19 protein-coding genes are annotated in these 20,416 nt (G+C 54.7%); 3 read left to right on the top strand and 16 right to left on the bottom strand.

Annotated elements, in window-relative coordinates; genetic code table 11:
* The first annotated feature begins 116 nt into the window (after positions 1 to 116).
* Positions 117 to 1,145, top strand: a complete 1,029-nt coding sequence (locus tag HLUCCO03_RS05200) for an MBL fold metallo-hydrolase (protein ID WP_292016623.1) — start codon at positions 117 to 119, stop codon at positions 1,143 to 1,145.
* Between the two features lie 103 nt (positions 1,146 to 1,248).
* Here the strand turns inward: HLUCCO03_RS05200 and HLUCCO03_RS05195 are convergent, their stop codons facing one another.
* The 6 genes from HLUCCO03_RS05195 to HLUCCO03_RS05170 all read right to left on the bottom strand — a co-directional run bounded on the left by HLUCCO03_RS05195 (position 1,249) and on the right by HLUCCO03_RS05170 (position 8,546).
* Positions 1,249 to 2,433, bottom strand: a complete 1,185-nt coding sequence (locus HLUCCO03_RS05195) for a hypothetical protein (protein ID WP_027832013.1) — start codon at positions 2,431 to 2,433, stop codon at positions 1,249 to 1,251.
* 12 nt (positions 2,434 to 2,445) lie between these two features.
* A complete protein-coding gene (gene hemG / locus HLUCCO03_RS05190; protein WP_081813545.1) occupies positions 2,446 to 3,885 on the bottom strand; it encodes a protoporphyrinogen oxidase in 1,440 nt (479 codons plus the stop codon).
* A 220-nt stretch (positions 3,886 to 4,105) separates the two neighbouring features.
* Positions 4,106 to 5,446 (bottom strand): peptidoglycan DD-metalloendopeptidase family protein, encoded by a 1,341-nt coding sequence (locus HLUCCO03_RS05185; protein ID WP_292016622.1) that lies wholly within the window; start codon positions 5,444 to 5,446, stop codon positions 4,106 to 4,108.
* Positions 5,447 to 5,774: 328 nt separating this feature from the next.
* Positions 5,775 to 5,966 carry a phage/plasmid replication protein gene (locus HLUCCO03_RS05180; protein ID WP_027832015.1) on the bottom strand — a complete coding sequence of 64 codons (192 nt, stop codon included), beginning with the start codon at positions 5,964 to 5,966 and terminating at the stop codon, positions 5,775 to 5,777.
* Between the two features lie 569 nt (positions 5,967 to 6,535).
* Entirely contained in the window at positions 6,536 to 6,877 is a 342-nt protein-coding gene (locus HLUCCO03_RS05175) for a hypothetical protein (RefSeq protein ID WP_292016621.1), read from the bottom strand.
* Complete coding sequence (locus HLUCCO03_RS05170) at positions 6,807 to 8,546, bottom strand: hypothetical protein (protein WP_292016620.1); 1,740 nt, start codon at positions 8,544 to 8,546, stop codon at positions 6,807 to 6,809. Before HLUCCO03_RS05170 ends, HLUCCO03_RS05175 begins: the two co-directional genes overlap by 71 nt.
* Before the next feature lie 286 nt (positions 8,547 to 8,832).
* Between HLUCCO03_RS05170 and HLUCCO03_RS05165 the strand changes: the two genes are divergently transcribed.
* Entirely contained in the window at positions 8,833 to 10,140 is a 1,308-nt protein-coding gene (locus HLUCCO03_RS05165) for an acetyl-CoA carboxylase biotin carboxylase subunit family protein (RefSeq protein WP_027832016.1), read from the top strand.
* 79 nt (positions 10,141 to 10,219) lie between these two features.
* Here the strand turns inward: HLUCCO03_RS05165 and HLUCCO03_RS05160 are convergent, their stop codons facing one another.
* The 7 genes from HLUCCO03_RS05160 to HLUCCO03_RS05130 all read right to left on the bottom strand — a co-directional run bounded on the left by HLUCCO03_RS05160 (position 10,220) and on the right by HLUCCO03_RS05130 (position 14,935).
* Positions 10,220 to 11,320 (bottom strand): histone deacetylase, encoded by a 1,101-nt coding sequence (locus HLUCCO03_RS05160; RefSeq protein ID WP_027832017.1) that lies wholly within the window; start codon positions 11,318 to 11,320, stop codon positions 10,220 to 10,222.
* Between the two features lie 24 nt (positions 11,321 to 11,344).
* Positions 11,345 to 11,887: a GNAT family N-acetyltransferase gene (locus HLUCCO03_RS05155; protein WP_036197481.1), complete on the bottom strand. Its 543-nt coding sequence runs from the start codon at positions 11,885 to 11,887 to the stop codon at positions 11,345 to 11,347.
* 78 nt (positions 11,888 to 11,965) lie between these two features.
* The gene (locus HLUCCO03_RS05150; protein WP_051603856.1) at positions 11,966 to 12,619 is read right to left on the bottom strand and encodes an RES family NAD+ phosphorylase; all 654 of its coding nucleotides are present in this window, start codon (positions 12,617 to 12,619) and stop codon (positions 11,966 to 11,968) included.
* Between the two features lie 35 nt (positions 12,620 to 12,654).
* Complete coding sequence (locus HLUCCO03_RS05145; RefSeq protein ID WP_027832019.1) at positions 12,655 to 13,056, bottom strand: antitoxin Xre-like helix-turn-helix domain-containing protein; 402 nt, start codon at positions 13,054 to 13,056, stop codon at positions 12,655 to 12,657.
* 98 nt (positions 13,057 to 13,154) lie between these two features.
* The gene (locus HLUCCO03_RS05140) at positions 13,155 to 13,745 is read right to left on the bottom strand and encodes a RimK/LysX family protein (protein WP_036197484.1); all 591 of its coding nucleotides are present in this window, start codon (positions 13,743 to 13,745) and stop codon (positions 13,155 to 13,157) included.
* Positions 13,745 to 14,320: an ACP phosphodiesterase gene (locus HLUCCO03_RS05135; protein ID WP_027832021.1), complete on the bottom strand. Its 576-nt coding sequence runs from the start codon at positions 14,318 to 14,320 to the stop codon at positions 13,745 to 13,747. The genes HLUCCO03_RS05140 and HLUCCO03_RS05135 overlap by 1 nt, the downstream gene beginning before the upstream one ends.
* Positions 14,321 to 14,389: 69 nt before the next feature.
* Entirely contained in the window at positions 14,390 to 14,935 is a 546-nt protein-coding gene (locus HLUCCO03_RS05130) for a porin family protein (RefSeq protein WP_027832022.1), read from the bottom strand.
* A 252-nt stretch (positions 14,936 to 15,187) separates the two neighbouring features.
* Here HLUCCO03_RS05130 and HLUCCO03_RS05125 point away from each other — a divergent pair, with 252 nt between their 5' ends.
* Positions 15,188 to 16,603 (top strand): TrkH family potassium uptake protein, encoded by a 1,416-nt coding sequence (locus HLUCCO03_RS05125; RefSeq protein WP_027832023.1) that lies wholly within the window; start codon positions 15,188 to 15,190, stop codon positions 16,601 to 16,603.
* Between the two features lie 3 nt (positions 16,604 to 16,606).
* On the opposite strand, the gene glgP is transcribed toward HLUCCO03_RS05125, so the two are convergent.
* Genes glgP through HLUCCO03_RS05110 form a run of 3 tightly spaced genes read right to left on the bottom strand, consistent with a single transcriptional unit; the run spans position 16,607 to position 20,416 of the window.
* Positions 16,607 to 19,135, bottom strand: coding sequence for an alpha-glucan family phosphorylase (glgP, locus tag HLUCCO03_RS05120; RefSeq protein ID WP_027832024.1), 2,529 nt, complete (start codon positions 19,133 to 19,135; stop codon positions 16,607 to 16,609).
* A 24-nt stretch (positions 19,136 to 19,159) separates the two neighbouring features.
* On the bottom strand, positions 19,160 to 19,930 hold the full coding sequence (locus tag HLUCCO03_RS05115; protein WP_027832025.1) for a glucose 1-dehydrogenase: 771 nt from the start codon (positions 19,928 to 19,930) through the stop codon (positions 19,160 to 19,162).
* A gap of 18 nt (positions 19,931 to 19,948) precedes the next feature.
* Entirely contained in the window at positions 19,949 to 20,416 is a 468-nt protein-coding gene (locus HLUCCO03_RS05110; protein ID WP_292016619.1) for a PilZ domain-containing protein, read from the bottom strand.

Raw genomic sequence — 20,416 nt, 5'->3', positions numbered from 1 at the left:
GAAAGCCAGATTCGTCTAGTGGGTCGCCGGATTAGGCCATCGATACTCTTTGAAATGGTTTATAAAATTAATCAACCGGATAATTTCCATGGAGATCACCAATGATATTTCGCCAATTGTTTGATGATGTTTCATCCACATTCACGTATCTCCTGGCTGATGAAAACAGAAAAGAGGCAATCCTGATCGACCCGGTCTTCTCTCAGTCAAAACGAGACATGGCCCTGATCGATGAGCTGGAACTGACCCTGGTCCTGGTTGCAGATACCCATGCCCATGCGGATCATATAACCGCCGCATGGCTGCTGAAACAGAAAACCGGCTGTAAAATCGCCTCAGCGAAAGCCATCGGAGCGGAGCATGTAGATATCTCGCTCGATGATGGTCAGGAATTCGGAGTTGCCGGTGTGACACTCAGAGCTATCTCAACCCCTGGCCACACCGACGGGTGCATGAGTTATGTCCTTTCAGATCAGTCAATGGTATTCACCGGGGATGCACTACTGATCCGGGGCTGCGGGAGAAGCGACTTCCAGCAGGGAAGTGCTCATAAACTCTTTCAATCTATCACCAGTAAGCTGTTTGTCTTGCCGGATGAATGCCTGGTCTATCCGGCGCATGACTATCACGGACGAACCCAGAGCTCCATCGGGGAAGAAAAGGCGTTCAACGCCCGCGTTGGAGGAGGTGCCAACGAAACGGATTTCGTGGAGTACATGAAGGCAATGAAACTTCCTCATCCCAAGAAAATTGACGAGGCGGTACCTGCGAACCTCCGAAGCGGGTGTCCCGAGGATGGCAAGTTGCCTGCAGAACCTGACTGGGCTGATATCCGGCTTACCTATGCCGGGGTTCCTGAAATCGGTGAGGAGTGGCTGGAGCACCATCTTGATGAGGTAACTGTTCTTGATGTCAGGCTGGACGAAGAGATAAAGGACTTTCCCTCAGCTGAAGCTTTGGTGGACCTGCAAATCCCGTTAAATGAGCTGAGATCCAGAGTGGACGAGGTTCCCAGGAATAAGCCTGTGGTAGCACTTTGCCGTTCAGGTCGGCGGTCCGCCCTGGCGGTCAATATTCTCAAGGAGAATGGTTTTGAGGAGGTGGCCAGCCTCAGCAGGGGACTCATGGAAGTTTCCAGGGATTGATAGGGTCAGGCAGGCTTTTGAGCTGACTTCGAAAAACCGGCTTCCCCGGTCTTCCCGGGAAATCAATCTTTATGTACGGCGCTGGCGATCAGCGCCGAGACCGTCACTTTTTAAAGTGCAGCCGGTTCAGGCGATAGACAAGCCAGATGGTCGTGAACTGGAGAATCAGGGCGACGCCCGTCAGACACCAATAGGCGACACTGAAACGCTCCAGAGCGCCAAAGCTTACAAGCCCGGCATTGATAAAAAACTGGATCATAACCACCAGACCAACCCCCGGGCAGACAAGGGCGTAGGCGCCGGCAGACTTTTCGGTTCCCGTAACGAACCTTGCAAAATAGCCATACCGTGCAAGGACTACCCAACCAAGCAGGCCAAATACCAATTGGGCGCAAAGAAAATACGTGAGCATGCCAAGAACGGCTACACCACCGGCCCCGGATTCGAAGTGTACGTGGAAGCCGTGAGTCTGGCGGAGAAGCGTGATGGTCAATGTGGTCAGGATGGGTACTATGATCCACAAAGTTGGGGCGGTAGATGGATCTGCTCCCTGCTCAAGCATGGCACGGAATCCCAGAACAATCTGAATAGCCCCGATAACGAATGCTGTCACCATGAAAAAGCTGGACAGTACAAGACTGAAAGTAACCGTCACCGTGTTCTGGCTCATGGCGGCAGGTGCGGCAAGGCCCACAGCAATCATCGCTGTGGCAAAGGCGGGCAACAATTGACCGAGATTGTTGTTCTTTACACAATCAAAACCACCACCGACAAGCACTCTCCCCCAGAAATCACGCAATAAAGCCAACGCCCAGGCTCCAACCAAAAGGAACGCCAGAAGCGCAATTGGAAACAACCATTCAACCACAGACCATAACGCCGGTACGAAGGTTAATCCGAGAATAAAGCCGACATTAATGGTCATGGCCAATGTTAATGGCCCGGCGAGCAACTGGGTCTCAGAGTTGCTGTTGCGAAGCTGCTGATAAGCGGGCGTTTTGCGGAACTGGCTGAACTGCCGTAGATTCCAGGCCAGAAGTTGAATGTGCAAGAGTGAGAAAAAGCCGATTCCAGCCCAGGCGCCCACTATGGCAATTTTCGATATCAGGCCACCACTTTTCAAAGCATCGATGGCATCTTCAAACAGGGGAACGGGAGCGTCAGGATGAGGTAACCAGAACATCAGCCACATAAAAAAGGTTACCGCAAGCCCCCCGGCACCGAGCGCTGCTAAAAAATATGTGGGAGACCAATCGGAATTGGTATCTTTCGGTAGGCGGTAAAACATTAGACGCTCCTGTTAACAAGACCTGCCTTTGCAATCCTGGTGCTCCTGGCATCGGCCCAACAGTTTCCGGGCCATGGCGTGTCCGTTGTCAATGCAGTCGCCAACACTGATGCCATCACGCCAGTTTCCCATCAAATGAAGGCCAGAATAACTGTGGACAAGCTCATCTATTTTGGAAACTCGATCCAGGTGTCCGATTTCATACTGCGGTATGGCGTGAACCCAGCGGGCCACTTTCGTGAAAACCGGGCTAGCGCTTATGCCGAGTAGCTCACTCAATTCTGTACTGACGGTACTCAATAATTGTTGGTCGGACTGTTCGTTGACTGCCGTGTTTCTGCGGCCACCTATAAAACACGTGAAAAGCACGTTCCCATCGGGAGCGCGCTCTGGAAAAAGGGTAGACGAGAACAGAGCCCCCAGAGTTTGCCTTTTTTCCTGGCTTGGAATGAGCATTCCAAAACCATCTAACGGATGCTTGACGGCTTGCTTGGGGTAACCCAGAACGACAGCCGCGAGGGGAGGGTACGAAATGCTCTCCAGCTCGAACTTGAGCCGGGTGTCCGTGCCTGCCATAAGCGATCCGCTGACGCCTGCTGGCGTGGTGAGGATCAGGTCCTGGGCAGTAAAAACCTGTCCCTTGTGATCAACGGCGCGCCAACCATGATCGTTTCGATCAATTGTTTCCACCTTACTGCCCGTCACAATGCGAACATTGGGGAGGCTCTCCAGTTCATCCCTGATGCCGTCGGTCAAGGTGGAAAGCCCTTCGGGGAAACTCACAAGTTTTCCGCGCCAGTCGTCGGGAAAGCCGTTATGCCGCTCTTCATTACGCTGTTTTTTACCTTCGCGCACTTGAGTAAGGCCACCGAGTAGCAATGACCCATGGGCCTGTTCCAATCGATAAAGGCGAGGGAAGGCGGCCTTCGCTGAGAGACGACCTGGGTCGCCTGCGTACACACCGGATACAAAGGGGTCAACGAAATGGCTGAGTATATTGTTGCCGAGACGCCTCTGAACGAAATCAGCGAGCGTTTCCTCGTGGGTTGCAGGTTTCCGAAAAGGTTCGGTAAGTATATGCTTCCAACCCTCGATGCCTATGAGAGGACTTTTCAGTGCAGACCCGAGACTGCCAGGTAACGCAATGGGCTTGCCATTTTTAACCACATAGCGCTTGCGACTGGCGGAGGGGGGGGAAATGGCCTTATCCGCGAGATTCAGAGATTTCAGCAATTGATACAAAGCTGGTTTGGCCATCAACGTATTTGGCCCAAGCTCCATGTGCCAGCCTTGTTCTGTAACCGACCGGACATTTCCGCCCAGTTGTTCGTCAGCCTCAACCAAAGTAACGTTTTTATTGTGGCGTCCGACCTCAAGAGCAAGTGAGAGACCAGTAATACCTCCGCCTACAATAAGAAACGAGCACTCTTTAGTGCGTGTGGTTTCTCGCATAAAAACCTTGAATGATCATGAAAATTTGAAACACCAATCGTAGGTATCAAGACTACACGATTTTGATACGAAACGGGAATAAGGTAAGACTGAAAAGGAATATACATCCTGAGTTTGCGTCAGGTGGTAGGGGCAAAGGGTGGGCGACGACACAAAGTGCTAAATTCGACGTCCGATAAACAAAAGCGAACATTCGTAGGGCCTAGAGGCCGCTTCAGCTTCAGCTCAACTCACCCTGACCCATTTTAAGGTCAGTCGGACATACGGCGAACTTCATTGCCAGGTCTGACGGACTCGCTGCGTTCTCCATAACATTTAGACGTTCACTAAGTTTTTTATTAAAGCGTGCGATCTCGGCTTCTGGGATGGCTGCGGCGGTAGGGATATCGGCAGTTAGCGGATCTACTGGGCGGTCGTTAATGTGAAACTCGAAGTGCAGGTGGGGGCCGGTGCTGCGCCCGGTATTTCCTGACAATGCAATTTTCTGGCCTCGCTTTATTGCGGCGCCTTTACGAACCAGGATCTTATGGAGATGCAGGTACCGTGTGGTGTGCGTGCCCCCATGATCAATGTCGATGTACTTGCCGGCGTAGGGGTGATTTCCGATGCGGGCCACAATACCGTCTCCGGTGCTGAGAATGGGTGTGCCTGTTGGCGTCGCAAGATCCACTCCGTTGTGAGGGGCGATGCGCCCAGTCACCGGGTGCAATCGCCTGGGATTGAAGTGTGAGCTCACACGGTAACGCTTTTTGGTGGGCAGTCGCAGAAAAGCGGGCGTCACGCTCTCGCCATTCTCATCGTAATAATTACCGTTGTCATAAAGAAAGGCGTAATGGGTTCTGGCACTGCGTTCCAGAGACAGGGCTTCGATGCGGGTCTTCCCGGTGTTTTCGGTGCCCGTCGTTTCGTGGCCAACAATGACGGAGAACCGATCGCCGGCCCGGAGATCCCTGCGGAAATTGAGTTGGCTTCCCAGAAGCTGGTCGATCAGAAGGATCTGCGCTTGCGTTACGCCTGCTTGCATAGCTGAGGCGTAGAAACTGCCATTGATCGTGCCCCTGAGCACCTCGGAGACCCAAAAAGTCTCTTCCTCGAAGGCATGATGCACGAAGGAGCCATCGGGTTGGCGCGAGTAGGTGACGTGGCGTGCCGGGTCGAGAAACAGAATCAGTTCTGAAAACTGGCCTTGCTCATCGAAGTGCAGACCGAGTCGAGTTCCAGGCCTCAGGGTTTCCAAATGCAGATACTCGGCGTCTGCTGCCAGAATCTCCTGAAGGTCCTCCACGGGCGCTTTGTTTGCCCGGAAAATCCGGTTTAATGTGTCTCCAGCCTCCACACGCCAATCAACGGTTTTCTCCTTTGGGCGCTCCGCCGTCTGACGGTCTTCCGTGCCGGCTGGTTCAACGGCCTCTGCCGGAGCCGGGGGTATTTGGTTCCCGCGCTCCAGCGTTTCCGATGGCAGAGCGGCCATGACAGGTGACGATTTGAGTGGCATCAGGTTTGATGTCAGCAAAACGGCGGCCGCCATCGCAAGCGCAATTTTCTGGGATGTTGAAAACATTGAGAATATCTTCACTTTCTACGTCTCTATGCCACGTTCTGACAAGGTAATACGAGGTGCGGGTCTTGAACCGGAATTCAAACGCCACGCCCCAGAAAATCAGCCCGGCCAGCAGCAGGAACACGCCGAGATAGATCGAAAGACTTCAACGGGAAGGTATCTCGGCGGGATTCAACCGTCAGTGACAAAGTCACTTAAGCTGGTCGATGAATGTTCAGCTCAATGTCACGGGTGTTCGTCCATGTCTATTGATGTTCCTACCAACGATTCACACCTTATACTGCGCATAATGTATATTCAATAGTCTGTTTTTAAAGGGATTTTCGAGTCACACCCTATGCGAAATATCGATCCCAAAAGTCGACAGTAGCTCCCGTTTATGGCGGTAGTAGGTTTCGCGGGACATCAGGAAGTAGGGGTTGTATCCCATCAGCCAAGTGACATAGGTTCCCCGCAATTTGACCGGCAAACGCAGGAAGGTGAGTTGCTCGTCTTTGGTCATTGAGAAATGGGATGGCATGGCTCGAACTCCAGCGGGAATCCCGCCACGGCGTTTAATCGCCGTCCAGAGAAGGCCTACAGTGGAATCAACCCGGCAAGGCCGGGTTCGATATTCCCCCGGGTGAAGAATTCGCCTGGGCATACCAAGCAGGCTTTAAGAATGAGAAATCCCACATCATCGGTGTTGGCGCACCTAGTGGGATCGGATCTCTCAAAATGGACTACGGGAGAAGTTTACACCGAAATCTGGTGCGCGAAACTCGATGCTAACCCCCCTCGCTCTAATAGGGGGGGTACAAACTCCAAAATCCGCCGCCCCCCCTCAAATTTGAGCCCAATGAGAGGCCCCGAAAATCCCTGAAAGCCAAGGGGCACAAGGGCTACAGGCCATTTCATGGTTCCGAACGCTGATTTCGAGCCAGTCGCAGAACAAGGGGGGCACCCGCACGCGGGGGGTTCCTTGTTGGCCGAGGTGCCTCAAAACCGGCACAAACGGCACACCATACTGCGCATAATGTATATTATGTTAAATACAATATTATTCTACCAACCAACGTATGGTCCTTCGGCGGTAAAGCGCTACCGATATCAGGCGCCCGATTCGTAACTTGCAGCCCAACTGTTGCGACCGAGTTCTGTGGCGCGGGCGACGTCCCCTTCTGGAACCAGTGAAAGGCTCCCCAGTTCTCTTGAATCGTAGTGAAATACGCACAAACGTGATGCAAATTCTGCGAATGGCAGTGATGCCTCGCCATAGCGCTCGCCATTACTCTGGGTTGAACAGTTAATGTCCTGGCCCCAGTCCTGGCCGCTGTCATTGTTGGGGTTGAAAAAATAGACGCGTATTTCGCTGGCGCGATCAAGGTTGACGCGAACGATGGTTATGGCAATGGCGTCCGACCAGGCGCCCTCCACTGTCGGTGACAGCAATACCAGCGGGCTGTGGATGGATAACGGGTATATTGCCGTTATAGTAAGGATGGTAGCTGGCATAAAAATGGCGGATAAAGTCCTCATATTCATGAATTTTCCCTGTCTGCCGGCTGATGACGCTGAGAAATCCCAGCCCTACCCACCAGCCGTACATTTCCGGGTTTATCCAGCGATGCAGGTCATCATCGCGCACACCGCACAGGCGGCCCATTTCGCCATAAATGCGGTCAAGATGAGGTATCAGAATCAACGAAACCGGGTCCACATCGGTTGGCGGTGCCTTCGCGAGGCCGGCTTCCAGGTGTCGGGAATTAATATGCTGACCTTCGAACCGCATGACGACATCATCATCCCGTGCAGCCCAGGCCACCAACTGCAACAGAAAGTCCGCGTCGTTGAATGACCACATGGAAAGTCCGATAACAGACTGGCAGGTCGGATTATTGCCCTGGCCGATCCCGAGGGGTTGTCCCAGCAGGCTCAGTACACCGGCCAGCAGATAAACCCGGGGTGGATGCGCATCACCGAAAACCGTGGCCAGCTTGTCGGATGCTGTCTGGCACAGGTTCAGTCCGAGTTGCCGCCACAAGCCCGACGCTACCGGCGGCGTGAACAGAGAGCCGCGTTCAAGGAACATGGCCAGGCCATAGACAGCCTGACAGGTTTCAGGATGAACGACTTCGTCAATCAGTTCGAGCACAATCTGCCGATAGCACTGGAGGACATCATTACCGGTGATGCTCAGGCCCAGTGCCAGAGGGATCAGGTCATCCCGATGCCCACGCAAGTGTCTTAACAGCATGGGATGGTAGGGAGAAACCATTCCGGTTCCATGCATGGCACTGGCGAAACCCTGGGCTTCTTCCGATAACGCGATTTCGTCCATAGCAGCCAGGCGTTCGCCATAAACCGCAAAGCCCGGATCATCGCGGCAACCGGATGTCGGGCCGAATAAAGCGCCAACGAGGCGTGCGGCTTTGTCCATTCCCGAGGTTTCGATTTCCGGATCAAAAAGGCACTTGGCAATCTGGCTGACCATCTGCTTGATACTGTCAGTCTGTATCGGGCGCTGTGCCAGCAGGCGGTGCACTTCATCCACCAGGCTGTCGAGAATACTCTCGTAGCCCAGCCTGTTCAGCAGGTACTGATATAATGCGCTGACGATCTGCCCCAGCCCCTGCGGTCGCTCGCGATCCGCTTCGCTCATCTGACCGGAAAGCAGGTCCAGATTCAGTGCTGTCACCTGGGTCAGAAAATTCCTGGCCTGCTCTGCTGAAATGCCGGGATGAAGGTAGTCTCCCATAGCCACTGCCAGCAGGCGCAGTTCGCTCAGGGCCTCAATGCACGTGTAGGCGGGGGCTCCCTGGCGCAGCGTGCGTACCGCCAATGCTGGACGCAGAATGGCGGGCTGGTCCCAGTCACTGTTGGTAAAGACGCCCTTCGCTTCCATTGCCGGTACCCGGGCGTAGAGCGCGTCGAGTCCGCCCGGAGCTTCCATAACAATCAGTGCCGCTTCCAGCACTTCGGTATTTGGTGCCAGCGAATCGCTCTGGTGCGTGAACGCAAGCTGATCCAGAGCCTCGTCAAACGCTGAAACAGATGCGTTGGTTGCTGGATCAGAACCCGGGATAGTCACCATGCTTTCCTTGCTTAGTCGATAAGCCACTTTGAATCGTCCATTACTCAACGATGCTCTTAAGGCCTTCCATAAGCAAACGATTCCGGCACTTTCGTTTCTATTTGTAACCAGAGCGACTATATTGAAAGTGACGGTTGGGAAGCATAAACCCGCTGTATCCGCCCAGCGACACATTCATGCATGTACTCATGCACCTCGCTTTGCTCTGGGCCACTCAACCCTCCGTAAGCGACATTGTCTAAAGGCTTGGTTTACCTGGTGCGCACCAATGTCGGCGCAGTTTTTCCAGGCTGACCGGCAAGGAGAACATCGAATGTCGATAACATCAGAAACTCAGGTATCCCCAGATAAAGCCGCCTGGCTTGATCCGGAGATGGATTCGGTGAAAGGCACCGAAACGCCCAAGGATCCGAACAAGGGCTACATTGCCCTGCTCGGCTGGAGTGTCAATGCGATCAAGGCGGCACAGAAGTTTGACCGCCGCTATATCGTTGTTGCTCCCGAATGGGCTGCGGATTTCTGCGAAGTCAACAAGATACCTTTCATTCCGTGGGATTTTATCCGGCTTAATGATCGGTCCCTGGAAATTGCGGAGCGACTGAAAACCGAAGGTGTGGATGTCGCGATTCCACTGTTCGAGGAAACCGTCGAGTGGTCCGGCGCCATCAACTCCGTCCTGCTGAACAGTCCTCGCATGTATGGGCAGTCCATTCTGTTCCGGGACAAGGCGTTGATGAAGCGGCGTGCCCAGCTTGGTGGCATCCGTGTCGGGATCTTTGAGGAGGCCCACGAAAAAGAGGACATCGTCCGATTCATGAAGCGCGTCAACCAGACGCTGCTCAAGCTCGATGGCGACCCGGATGACCCGATTCACGTCAAGGCATTCGACAAGGCCGGCTGCCTGGGCCACCGGATGATCCGTAAGATAGAAGAAATCGATAGTATCCCGGCAGAGGAATATCCCCTGCTGATGGAAAGTCACCTGGATGGCTGGGAATTCGCCGTTGAGGCCTGGATCCACGACGGCAAGATCAAGTTTCTCAACATCTCGGAGTACGTAACCTTGGGGTACTCGGTATTCGTGCCGGCTACCGCTCAACTCGAGAGTTGGCGCAATGCGATCACCAAGCAGATCGAATTGTTGATCAAAACGTTCGACATTCAGTTCGGCTTAATCCATCCCGAGTACTTCGTCACCGCAGATGGCGAAATGTACTTTGGCGAGGTTGCTTACCGCCCGCCCGGATTCAAGGCTTTCGAGCTGATCGAAATGGCTTATGGGTTCAATGCGTACCAGGCTTCCATGTTGGTGTTCGATCCCAAAAGTACCAAAGAAGAAGTGGACAGCTTTTTCCCTCGCGAGGTGGTGGATGCAAAAGGTTACGCAGGGTGCTTCGGCGTGTATCCAAGGCGTCGTGTGGTCAGCAAACTGGAAATGCCCAAAGAAACGATTGAGCATCCCTACTTCCGTTCACACGAATTGCACGAACCGACAGAGGCCACTGTCCCTGACCGGTCAGCCTTCGGTACCCACTGGGGCCTCGTCTTCTTCTTTGGTGACGACCCCATCAAGATGCGGGATTTGCTGAAAGCTCAGGAAGAGCTGGACTTCTATGTCTAGAAGCCCTGCCTGACCGCCCTGCCCTTTGCCCCTGCCATCTGACGGCCGGGACAAAGGGCGTTTTCGTCAATTCGTCCGGTCACTCATCGTCGCTGAAAGCGGAGCGGTGAAACTCGGCGGCGTATTCAGCTTCTTTCACCCCCGTTTCAAACACCTCAGGTACATTCCCACCGGAAAGAACCTCCAGTACGGCATGAACACCCTTTGCGAGGGACGTCAGGTTGTAGCCGCCTTCCAATATGAACGCCAGACGGCCCTGACAGTGCTGCTCTGCAATGTCCTGTACGATTCGGGTAATGACCTTGAAGCCGTCGTAGGTCAGGTTAAGCGCCAAATCATTGCGGTGGGGATCAAACCCGGCCGATACCAGCACAAGATCCGGTTTGAAGTGTTCGGCGGCCGGAACCAGTATATCGCGGTAGACCTTTTCAAATGCGACATCTCCGGCTGATTCCGGAAGCGGGACATTGATTGTGTAACCCTCGCCAAAACCTGCCCCGACTTCTTCCAGGTGGCCCGATCCGGGATAGAACGGCGCGGCACAATGGGTGTCGAAGAACAGTACATCAGGATCGGCCCAGAAGATGTCCTGGGTGCCGTTGCCGTGGTGTGCATCCCAGTCGACAATCAGTACCCGCTCACATCCCAGTCTTGCCAGGGCGTGGGCTGCCGCTACGGCAACATTGTTAAAAATACAGAAGCCCCGGGCTCTTACGGGCTCCGCGTGATGGCCGGGCGGGCGCACCAGGGCGAATGCGCTTTGGCATTCCCCTTTGATCACACTTTCTACCGCCGCAATTGCGTTGCCGGCAGCGGCCAGGGCCGCGTTGATACTGTTCGGTGAAACCGCGGTAGTGTCCGCGTCGAGCCAGGCGCTCTGGCCTGACAATGAAAATACGTGGTCGAGGTAAGAGGCCGTATGTACCCTGGCAAGCTGATTGTAGGTAGCGCTGCCGCCGGACTTGAACTCAACACCCGGGATGGGGTTTTTCTCCAGGTACTCCGTAATGGCGGTCAGGCGGCCGGGGTGCTCCGGGTAGCTCCATTTGAAGTCCAGATCCTTCAGGATATGCCGGACCCGCTTTTCTACACGGCTTGGAACAAATGGCAGATCCACCTTGGGATCATGGCCCAACATGATTTCATCTGTAAAAACATTGACCGTTCGATCACCTAACACTCGCGCCTCCTTTGAGCCCTGCTTTCAGGGCCGATTTCTCAGAGCTTCCTGCACCGAGCTTGTTAACGCTGCGGCACGTATGCCGATGGTTTTAAAACCAAGCCTGCTCCATGCCGCCCTGGCTTCCTTGTTGGATGCCGAATACTCAAGGATCAGTTCGTAGGCGCCATGGCTCTCGGCGAATGACACCAGCCTGCGAAGCAGGTCAGGGAAAATCCCCAGTTTCCGGAACTCCGGCTCTACCCACACGTCGTCAATGAACGCGGACCTGAACTCTACATGGCTGGTCTGCTCCCAGATACCCTGGCTGCGAATGAGATAGATATACCCCATTCCGACCAGGCCCACCCCGGGCACCTCGGCCACCACCAGTTGTTTGTTCCCGTCCGTCAGGGACGACTGCATTACTTCAATAAGCCGGTTTCGCTCGTCCTCTGTCAGATCCTGGGGCGGCGCGTCGGCTACGTGCAGGGCTAAACGGGCCAGAAACTCAACCATGACGGTCAGGTCTTCCTCTATGGCATCTCTTATGAGGTACTTCTTCGTACCGCCCTTTTTGCCGACCATTTCCGCGCTTCCCTTTTACTATGGCTGGTTCTTCTTGGTTATCAAGTACATCATAGTCGCTTTCGGCGCCGTTGAATGTCAGACCAGGCTGACCCGGTGAATGGCGCTGATGGCCTGCCCGTCCCAGATGAACTCGAAATGGGTACTCTGAATAACGCTTGTGATGTGCCTGGGTGTGAACAGTCCCCAGCAGGTAGCGCCCGGTCGGCGCACTGAATGGTATTGCAAGCTTTCCGCGCCGGATTTATAAAGTGCCTGCCCGAGGACTCTGGACGCGGCATAGCTTTCCGGGGCATAGATTGGGTCAGTCTCAGGCAGGGTCGTGGCGTCGTGACACTCCATCTGCCCGACCCTGAATTTCAGTCCGCGAAAAACCAGCCGGTCATAATCCAGCCCGTGAACGCCTGCCCAATAGCGCCCCTGGTGATACGACACTTCGGCTATCGAGGTTGCCATGGAGTCTGCCAGGTAAAGAACGCCGAACTGGCCATCGCTGAAACGGCTGCCTTCAGGGTTCACGTGGGTAAACGGGCTGATGGCGTAAGAACAACCGGTGATGCCAAACGGAATGTCAGAGCGCCGGATCAGGTTAAGGTTGCCCACCTCTGTCTGAATCCGCGGGTTCGTCATGGCTTGCAATTGGTACAACTGCTCGAATTCGCTTTCGTCTGCGACGTCATCAAACAGATGAATGGGTGGGAACTTCGAGTTTACCAGCCGGAACCCGGTCATTGGTTCCAGGGTTTTCAGGGGTGGTAGTGACTCTGTCACCACAAGCCCCCGCGCAGGGCATCTATGCGCTTGAAGGTTTCATAAAGCGCAGAGAACTGACCGGTACTGATGATTTCAAGCGGGCTTTTGCCATTGAAGTACGGATTGTCGTTTTTCAGGGACATAAAACCGTAAACGTTCCTGGGGTTCTCGAAAATCATTCGCAGGCATCCGTGAATATTCACCAGGTAGCTGAGCCTCTCGATCTGGTCGTGGGTCAGGTTGGCCTGTTCCGGATTCTTGCGGTATTTGTAGTACGCCGGGCGTGATATCTGAAGGATTTTCTGAATCTGGTCCGCCGTGCAGCCCCAACGATCCAGAATTGTGAACACAGTCTTCAGGCCAACGCCGGGGACGCTGCTTTTTTCAACGGATTCAAGTTTCTGTGCCTGGCTCATAGCCGATACCACCGGTTACCCATCTTCATGCGAATTGATGAGTATCAGAATAAACCATTTATTCGCATCAGTCTATGCGTAGACAAACGGAGGTGCACTCACTCCCCGTGTTCGTCAGCTAAATCTGCCAGGGTTTTATGTTCACATTCTTTTTCCGCGAGAAACGAGTCCGATGAGTCGGTCAGGATATTGTCATCACTCATGAAGCGGCGTCCCAATAGCGCTGGATAGGAGAATTTGCCGCGGTCTGTGAGTGAAAACTCTGTTGAGTGAGAGGTTCCGGCAATGCAGAACTCCATGTTGACCACGTAACGGTCCTGGGAATCTGCTCCCTTGCGTTTGACCTTCACAGTACGTTCGACCGGCAAGTTAAACTCGAGGATGACTTCGTCCAGGTCCTCACCATCGCCATTTTCCTGATCCTTGTGGTCAGCCAGCGGTAGCTGAAAACTGACCCACTCTTCATCGTCTTTTTCATAAGCCTCCACATTGACGGCATGCAGGGACGATGTTTTCGCACCCGTGTCCAGCCGGGCTTTCAGGCGCAGGCCTGTTTCCTCCAGTACGATCCATTCCACATACCCGAGCTTCTCAGGAATACTGTTCTCATCATCATCGGCATTTGCCAGAAGCACTGCAGGGGTGAGTAACAACATGGCGGCGATAGACTTTACAGGCTTTGGCAACATTATGGGGCCTCTTTGGCAAAGTGCCTGAGTTCAGGAAAAAAATGCAGAAAACGGCGTTCCAGTTCATTGTCGTGCTCTTGAATCTCTTCAATGATGCCGGTGAACGCATTTTGGAAACGGATACGACCGGCAACGCGATCCAGAGCATATCCGATATTTTCAAGCTCCATATAGGAATGGAACCAGTCGTGCCTGACGATCTGTCGGGTTACCCGCTGCATGGGTTCAGGCATCAGTGGCGAATGGTGGTCCAGTTCCCGGTAAACCTGATCAATGAAGGTATCCGGGTTTACATGACTGAAGCGTTGCCAGTGTCTTAACAGGTAGTGATCATAGAGGATATCCAGGGCAATTCCGGCAAAGCGGCGCCTTTGCGGGGAAAACAACCGTTTACTGGCGATAACTTCAGGATGGCGATCGGTGAATGCGTCCACCGCCCGGTGGTGGTAGAGCCCTTCCCTGACCCTATCAGGCAGATCTCCGGGCACGATGCCGCGGGCGAAATCTCCCAACAGGCTGCCAACGCGGGCCTGTGGGCTATCCGGTGCAAGAAAGAGATGGGCAAGGTGATTCAAGAAGACTCCTGACATTCTGGCGGCAAACGGGCGCCTGCCGCCAGAAAACCAGGCCCGGAATCATCCGGATCAGAAGCTGAAGGTTACCCCCAGCCCAAGGCCGTCAACGGTGGCGCCGTTCTTGTCATAGTAACGCATGTATTCCAGGTTGCCAGCCACCTCCGGAGTGATATCGACATTGACGCCAGCGCCGTATGAGAAGTCGGTTTCATCCTCGGTTGTTGTGCCCAGCACCGATTGTGCCTCGAGTTCGATACGGGTAAAGCCGAATACCAGGTAGGGCGTTGCCGGGGATTCGTTGGCCAGATTAAGGGTGGCGTAGCCCCCGAAGAAATTGTCCAGGGAATAGTCGACACCGTCGATGCGGTCGTCATCCACACCGAAGCCGGCACGGGCCTCTACCCCGAAGAATGGCGATACCAGCCCCCCTACCTTGGCGGAAAGCGCGCCAACATCCACTTCGTCACGGCCATTTTCAATATCAATGAAACTATAGTTCAGGCCAGCGTACAGGCTGCCACCGCCGGATTTGTAGATATCCGCTGAAGCTGTCTGGGAGATACCCAGGGCTGAAACCGAGGCCAGGCCCAGCATCAGTGCAATTGGCTTTTTCATGCTCAATACTCCTTTTGGTGTGTATCCGCACTCAATAATTTAAGTTGCATCAGGCTGACGATAAACACCAGCGGCAGGATCCTCATTTACGCGGAATTTACAGTGATTTAATTAACCGGTAAGACCCTGACAGTTCTGGGGTTCTACCTTGCGAAAGCGCTATGCCGCCTGTATTCTGTCGCGATCTCTTTGTTCAGCCGGCTTGAGCATCCTTTGAGAAACCTGAGTCCCGTAATCTTCATTATCAGCGTCATGTTTATACTTCTGAGTATTTTCATGACCTTGCCTGTGCTTTTGCTTGCGACTTCCGAGGCGCCGAACGCCATGGCGTTTGCGGAGTCGGCAGCGATCTGTTTCGGAATCGGCCTTCTTGGGATACTGACAACCTATCGCCAGGCGAGAGATCTGAAACCTCGCTTCATGTTTGTGTTGACGGTTTCCAGCTGGTTTATCATCGCCCTGCTCTCCTCGCTTCCTTTCTACCTCAGTGACCTGGGCCTTACCCTGGGAGAAGCCTTTTTCGAAGGCACCTCCGGCATTACCACAACCGGGGCTACGGTGCTTATCGGGCTTGATTCCATGGATCAGGATCTGCTGCTCTGGCGCTCAATACTGCAGTGGATTGGCGGTATAGGGATTATCGGCATGTTCGTCGCCGTGATGCCTTTCCTGCGGGTTGGTGGCATGCGGCTATTCGCTACGGAGTCGTCCGAATGGACAGACAAGGCGTTGCCCCGAATGAAAACCCTCAGCCGCGGCCTGCTCTTTGTCTACGTCGGGTTTACCGTCATTGCAGTAACGACTTACTCCTTTTCCGGAATGAGTCTGTTCGACGCGTTCAACCATGGTCTCACCAGTATTGCCACCGGTGGCTTCTCTACCTCTGACATGTCCATGGGCAAGTTCGACTCGAATCTGATCCTGCTCCAGGCAACCTTCTTCATGATGATTGGCAGTCTGCCTTTTTTCCTGTTTGTCCGGGAACTGCACGGCCAGCATGGGGTGTTGTTCCGGGACCAGCAGGTTCGCCTTTTTTTGCTGATTTTGCTGGTCATTCCTGCATTACTGACGCTTTATCGCTGGTACGTGACACCATCCGGGTTTGACCCCATCGACGGTTACGTTTCAACGCTTTTCAACGTGACTTCAGTGGTCACAACAACCGGCTACGCGTCAGAAGACTACTCCACCTGGGGACCCCTGGCATTCGTACTGTTTTTCTTTCTGATGTTTGTTGGCGGATGTTCGGGCTCAACAGCGGGTGGGATGAAAATTTTCCGCTTCCAGCTGTCACTGATCGTCCTGCGGGAACAGTTGATGCGCCTGTTGCACCCCAGGGCCGTGTTTACCCGTAACTACAATGGCCGGGCGGTTAGCGACGAGATCATTTCCTCGATGATTGCTTACACCTTTATATTCCTGTTGTGCCTGCTGCTCATAACGATTGCACTGGCCGCGATGCAGCTGGACTTTATTACCAGCCTGTCCGGAGCCCTGACCGTTCTTACCAACGTGGGGCCTGCCCTTGGTGACACCATCGGCCCAGCCGGCACCTTCGCGCCGTTACCCGAGGCTGCCAAGTGGGTCCTGTCCGTGGGCATGCTGATGGGGCGTCTTGAGATTCTCAGCGTGGTGATCGTGCTTTCGCCGGCGTTCTGGCGCAGCTGATACCTACCTCAGCCATTGCACCGCGGGGTTTTCCAGCGGCAGCGTCAGGCGGTCATCCTTTACTCTCAGGCGCGGCGTGTAGTGCCCTTCGGGGCGCGACGGTACCGAGCATTCATAAAGATAACTGTGGGCTGATCCGGCAAGGGGATGCTTCATTGTCATCACGGTGACCGTTCGAGGCCCGTAATCAGATGCTTCCGCCACCAGTTCCACCGCAATTCGCTGCTCTGCGACACCATCCAGGTAAACCTCTACTGTGTAGGTCTGATCGCCCCCGGAGTCGCTGACGCTGAAGGCGCTGAAGCGAAGTCTTGGCCAGTGCCGGATGATATCCTGGTGCTCGGCCACCAATTCTGTTGCCGCCGCCGGGGTGCGTTGTTTGCCCAGTTCCACCATGGGCAAGTAAAATCCTTCCACATACTCCCGAACCATCCGGTTGGCCGAAAAGGAGGCCGTCAGCTGATCCATGCTGGCACGTATCCGTTGCAGCCATGCCCGTGGCAACCCCTGATCGTCCACGCTATAGAAGGCGGGGATCACTTCGCCCTCCAGCAGGTCAAGAAGTTCCCTGGCATCGGATTCGTCGTGCTCGTGGGTACTGCCAAGCTCTTCGAACGTTGCGTCAGGGCGAATGGCCCAGCCTACCTCGTCGTTCCATGCTTCGGCCCACCAGCCATCGTGCTGGGACAGGTTCAGCCCTCCATTCACCAGCACTTTCATGCCACTGGTACCGCAGGCCTCCCAGGGATGCCTCGGGCAGTTCAGCCATACGTCCACACCCTGGATTAACTGGCTGGCCACGCCCAGGTCATAATCTTCAATAAAAACGACCTTGCCTTCCACATCCGGTCGGCGGCAGAAGCTTTTCCATCGCCGGATAATCTCCTTGCCACGTTGGTCATGGGGGTGGGCCTTGCCAGCCAGCACTATCTGCAAGGGCCGGTCCCGGCTTGCCAGCAGTGCCAGAAGCCGTTCCTGGTCGTTCAGCAGCAGATCCGGCCGTTTGTAGTCCGTGAAACGCCTGGCAAACCCGAGGGTCAGGGTTTCATTGTCCAGCAGCAATCCACAGGCCGCGGCGTGGTTGTTTCCCGGGTGCTGGTCACAATGCTGGCTGGCAAGACGATGGCGCAGGTAACCAACCAGCCGGCTGCGTTGCAAGCGGCGCATTTCCCACACATCTTCATCCGATATTCCGGACATCGGGCATGAAGTCTGTAGCGGGCGTCGCCAGCGATCCTTGCCACAGGCTTTTGTCCAGATGGCATCGGATTCCGGGGAATCCCAGCTTGGGGTGTGCACACCATTGGTGACGTATTCAGCAGGAATATCCTCGGCTGGCCAACGAGCGAAGAACGGCTGGAAGATTTTCTGTGAAACCTTCTGATGAATCCGGCTGACCCCATTCATCCTGCCACTCATATTCAATGCCAGAAACGCCATATTCAGGTGTGGGTCGTCTGTTCGGGATTCCCCCGTGGCGCTCTGACTGCCGAGCTTTACCAGTTCTTCGACGGTAAGGTTACGGGCTTCAAGCCAGGATGCCAGGTAAAGCTGCAATAATGGCCTTGAGAAGTGGTCGAAGCCGGATGCAACGGAGGTGTGTGTGGTAAACAGGTTGGTCGCCCGAGTAGCGGCTCGGGCTGTCTGAAAGTCAGTATTGTGCTGGTCCTGCCAGCACAACGCCCTTTCGATCAGCGCCAGCGCGCAATGACCTTCGTTGAGGTGGCACACCGCTGGCTCAATACCCAGTTGATGTAAAAGGCGCCAGCCGCCGATCCCCAGCACCATTTCCTGTTGCAGGCGTTTCTCCGGATCACCGGTATAGAGTTCGCTGGTGATGCCCCGGTCGCCGGGTTCATTACGCGGGTCATTGCTGTCCAGCAGCAGGAGCTGGCAGCGGCCCACCTGCGCCACCCAGGCTCTCAGGCGCACAGGCCGGCCCGGGAACGGGACGATCACCCTCACCCATTCGCCGTCTTCATCCCTGAGGGGTGAAACCGGAAGCATCGTCGGGTCGTTGTAGGGGTAGAACTCCAGCTGTTCCCCGTCATTACTGATTGCCTGGCGGAAGTACCCCTGCTGGTAGAGCAATCCAACCGCAGTCACCGGGACACCAAGGTCGCTGGCTGCCTTGAGATAGTCACCCGCCAGAACACCCAATCCACCGCTGTATAACGGCAGGGATTCACTGAGCCCGTATTCCATGCAGAAATAGGCGACTCCCTGCCCGAGGTCGCCCGGGCAGTCGTCCAAGTACCAGGTGTTGGCTTGCACAAACTGATTGTGGGCCGCCACCTGTTCCTGGTATCGCTTCTGAAAGGCGGGGTCTTCCGCCAGTTCAGCCAGCCTGTCGCCGGATACGCTGTTCAGAACCAGCCAGGCATTGCGGGTTGCGGTCCAGGTATCTTCATCCAGGGCACGCCAGAGTTCATCGCTGCCATGGTGCCAGGTCCACCGCAGATCCAGCGCCAGTGTGAACAGGTCTTTAAGGGGCTCGGGCAAGGACCGCGGAGTATAGGCTGCCAGGGTCAAGTTGAAGCTCCGGTCAGGTCAGGGTCAATGGGCTGTGTAACCCCCATCAATGACCAGCTCGCTGCCGGTCACGAATTTTGATTCGTCCGAAGCCAGATAGACCGCACCCCAGGCAATATCGTCCGGTTCACCCATATGGCCTACCGGGTGAAGCGCATCTGTGGCTTTTCTCGCTTCTTCCGGATCCTGGCCAGTGGTCTTCAGGTGAGCTTCAACCAGTGGTGTCCAGATAAACCCGGGGTGGATGGAATTGGCGCGGATATTCTCCTTCGCGTACAGCAGGGCATCGGTTTTCGTCATCAGCCGCACGGCACCCTTGGATGCGTGGTAAGGAGGAATGTCCGGGGCGCTCACCAGCCCGTAAATGGATGACAGGTTAATAATGCTACCCACGCCCGCTTTCTTCATGTGCGGTATCGCGTGTTTGGTGCAGAAGAAAACCCCCTTCACGTTCACATTCTGCACAAGGTCCCATTCTTCCTCGGTCAGTTCGTGAGTAGGCTTGTTCGCACCTGCGATACCGGCATTATTGACCATCACCGTCAGGCTGCCGAAGGTTTCGGCAACCTTGTCCAGAACCTGTTTGACCTCCTGTTCCTTGCTGACATCGCAATGCCAGTAACCTGCCTTCAGGCCGCGATCGGTCAGTTGAGTGGCAAGCGCCTTGCCTTCCTGATCCTGGCAATCAAGGATGGCTACAGCAGCGGCCTCTTCCGCCATTCGGGTTGCGATTGCAGCCCCGATGCCTACCGAGCCACCGGTAACAACGGCCACCTTGCCTTTGAGTCGTGCCATGGGAATCCTCCGTGAGATTTAATAGGCTTGCCGGCGAACAGGAAAATAGTTCATCGGCACATGATGTTTTTTCAGCCACTGGACAAGTGATGAAATCGTGAAACCGTCGTTTTCAACCCCCTCAAAATCGACGCCAAGGCCTTTGTCCGATTTGCGAACAACGTGTGCCTTCAGTCGCCTGAACTGTTTCTCCTGATTGTCAGGAAAACGGAATTCAAGCTCCAGTGTCTGGTTTAGCTGCACATCTGTGTAGTCGGTCGAAATAAAAAGCCCCCGCTTGGATGCATCCCGGATCTGGCCGGTTGCCACGGGCATTCCACGCTTGTACACAAACAGACCGAGCTTTCCCTGTACGCGTTTACTGAGTCTGTGTTCCATTACTCTCCCCCCTGACTCGTCATGAATGCCATTCGTTGCTACTGCTACTGTTTTATAGCTCACTGTTGGGCGCATCAATTTGACGTTGATCAAATTGCGATCAGTCAT

It is taken from the genome of Marinobacter sp. HL-58 (assembly GCF_001314605.1).
In the GTDB taxonomy this organism is placed as follows: Bacteria; Pseudomonadota; Gammaproteobacteria; order Pseudomonadales; family Oleiphilaceae; genus Marinobacter.
This window is presented reverse-complemented; position numbering and strand designations above follow the sequence as displayed.

What these genes read in the sequence shown, in the direction of transcription:
- hemG (WP_081813545.1), bottom strand. Translation starts at nt 3,885, where the DNA reads ATGCGAGAAACCACACGCACTAAAGAGTGCTCGTTTCTTATTGTAGGC.
- HLUCCO03_RS05185 (WP_292016622.1), bottom strand. Translation starts at nt 5,446, where the DNA reads ATGTTTTCAACATCCCAGAAAATTGCGCTTGCGATGGCGGCCGCCGTT.
- HLUCCO03_RS05165 (WP_027832016.1), top strand. Translation starts at nt 8,833, where the DNA reads ATGTCGATAACATCAGAAACTCAGGTATCCCCAGATAAAGCCGCCTGG.
- HLUCCO03_RS05110 (WP_292016619.1), bottom strand. Translation starts at nt 20,416, where the DNA reads ATGACTGATCGCAATTTGATCAACGTCAAATTGATGCGCCCAACAGTG.
- HLUCCO03_RS05140 (WP_036197484.1), bottom strand. Translation starts at nt 13,745, where the DNA reads ATGTTGCCAAAGCCTGTAAAGTCTATCGCCGCCATGTTGTTACTCACC.
- HLUCCO03_RS05195 (WP_027832013.1), bottom strand. Translation starts at nt 2,433, where the DNA reads ATGTTTTACCGCCTACCGAAAGATACCAATTCCGATTGGTCTCCCACA.
- HLUCCO03_RS05130 (WP_027832022.1), bottom strand. Translation starts at nt 14,935, where the DNA reads ATGAAAAAGCCAATTGCACTGATGCTGGGCCTGGCCTCGGTTTCAGCC.
- HLUCCO03_RS05125 (WP_027832023.1), top strand. Translation starts at nt 15,188, where the DNA reads ATGTTTATACTTCTGAGTATTTTCATGACCTTGCCTGTGCTTTTGCTT.
- HLUCCO03_RS05145 (WP_027832019.1), bottom strand. Translation starts at nt 13,056, where the DNA reads ATGAGCCAGGCACAGAAACTTGAATCCGTTGAAAAAAGCAGCGTCCCC.
- HLUCCO03_RS05115 (WP_027832025.1), bottom strand. Translation starts at nt 19,930, where the DNA reads ATGGCACGACTCAAAGGCAAGGTGGCCGTTGTTACCGGTGGCTCGGTA.
- HLUCCO03_RS05180 (WP_027832015.1), bottom strand. Translation starts at nt 5,966, where the DNA reads ATGCCATCCCATTTCTCAATGACCAAAGACGAGCAACTCACCTTCCTG.
- HLUCCO03_RS05150 (WP_051603856.1), bottom strand. Translation starts at nt 12,619, where the DNA reads ATGACCGGGTTCCGGCTGGTAAACTCGAAGTTCCCACCCATTCATCTG.
- HLUCCO03_RS05155 (WP_036197481.1), bottom strand. Translation starts at nt 11,887, where the DNA reads ATGGTCGGCAAAAAGGGCGGTACGAAGAAGTACCTCATAAGAGATGCC.